This is a genomic window from Numidum massiliense (assembly GCF_001375555.1).
GTDB lineage: Bacteria > Bacillota > Bacilli > Thermoactinomycetales > Novibacillaceae > Numidum > Numidum massiliense.
In genome coordinates this window covers 1-1,640 of sequence record NZ_CTDZ01000006.1, presented here as the reverse complement: position 1 = coordinate 1,640, position 1,640 = coordinate 1, and the positions used below count along the sequence as shown (strand labels likewise).

The following is a 1,640-nucleotide window of genomic DNA, read 5'->3' as shown; positions in this document are numbered from 1 at the left end:
CCGCCTCTCCATATAAAGCCGTCTACGCGATCGCTTCCATGCGGCCATCATACATTTGTTCAAACTGACAAGGTGACACATAGCCAATAGCCGAATGGATTCTTTGGCGGTTATAAAAGAGCTCGATATATTCAAAGATAGCCACCCCAGCTTCTTTACGGGTTCTAAATGACGTTAGGTGCACCAATTCCCGTTTAATGACACTATGAAACGATTCGATGCACGCATTATCAAAGCAGTTACCTTTTCGACTCATGCTGCACTGCATACCGTACTTGGCTAATCGCGCTTGATAGTCGTGTGACGCGTATTGACTACCTCGATCCGAATGATGAAGCAGTGATGGCTGAGGACGTCGTACACGATAAGCTTTGTCGAGCGCTTTTAATACGAGGTGCGTGGTCATTCGCTTGGCGACATGCCAGCCAACGATTTTACGTGAATATAAATCCATAACACTCGCGAGATAAAGCCAACCTTCATCTGTAGGCACGTAGGTAATATCCGCGACCCATACGCGATTAGGTGTTTCCGCACTAAACTGTTGATTTAACGTATTCGCGTGAACAGGAAACGAATGCTTGGAATTCGTCGTCGCCTTGTATTTCTTAACCGTTCGGGACCGTAAATGATGTTGGCTCATTAAGCGGGAAACCGTTCGCTGGGACACTTGTTCTCCTTCCTTTCGCAACAATGCGGTGATTTTTGGGGCACCGTATAATCTTCGCGAATGAAAGTAATAGTGATGAATGCGCTTAACGAGTTTCTTTCGCCGTTTGTCACGCGCACTTTCGGGTCGTTTTAACCAACGATAATAACCGCTTCGGGAAACCTTGAACACCTGGCACATCTTCTCGACACGGAACTTGAAGCGGTGTTTGTAAATAAAGGAATATATTAGCGCCGGTCTTTGGCGAAGATGTGCATGGCCTTTTTTAGAATGGCGTTTTCCTCCTCTAGATCCCGAATACGCTTTTGCATGTCACGCATCGTTTGATCTTCAGGCTTTAAGTTGCCACTTCCGACAAAAGCATTTTCTGGGTCTTGTTTATACTCATTGACCCAGCGATACAGTGTGTTTTCCGATATGCTTAATTCGCGAGCAACTTGTGCCACGGCTTTACCTTGTTCCAATACGTATTCGACAGTTTGACGCTTGAACTCACGATCGTAATTCTTTCGACGTTTCATGTAGAACACCTCGAATCATTTAGTTTTATTATAATCCCCCGATTCGGTGTGTCTACTTTTTAGTCTAGCACTATTAAAGGGACGATAAAGGGAACTAGGGCGGCTAAACGGTTTAAAGCTACAAAAAAGACAGTGGCCCGAATTAAGGAGTATGCGAATAGGCTAAAGAGGGATGGGCAAATAACCATTCGTCGGGGCAATGAAGGCTTGAAGGTGTATGCGAAAAGGCTGGAGAACAATCTCAAAAAAAATCGGCCTCAGGTTGCAAAAGTGCATAAGGATGCTGGGGATACACTTCGTCTTAAGAAAGGGGATAATTGGCGAGATAGTGGAGAGGGAACAAAGAAAGGATCGACAGGTGGGACGGAAAAGTCTACTAATGTTCCCAAGGTAAAACCAGAGTTGTTCAAGAATGGGAGGGTAACAGTAGAGTCGATCAAAGAAAATCG

2 protein-coding genes are annotated in these 1,640 nt (G+C 45.1%); one reads left to right on the top strand and one right to left on the bottom strand.

What is annotated here, in order from left to right:
• Positions 1-22: 22 nt before the first annotated feature.
• Positions 23-1,191 (bottom strand): IS3 family transposase gene (locus BN1247_RS00155; protein WP_261796013.1). Its coding sequence is split into 2 segments (ribosomal slippage): positions 23-930 and positions 930-1,191, totalling 1,170 coding nucleotides; the frame shifts between segments, so codons are not numbered across the junction.
• 213 nt (positions 1,192-1,404) lie between these two features.
• On the opposite strand from BN1247_RS00155, the gene BN1247_RS18055 reads away from it, so the two are divergent.
• A partial coding sequence (locus BN1247_RS18055) for a hypothetical protein (RefSeq protein WP_222705232.1) occupies positions 1,405-1,640 on the top strand: 236 nt, incomplete at its 3' end.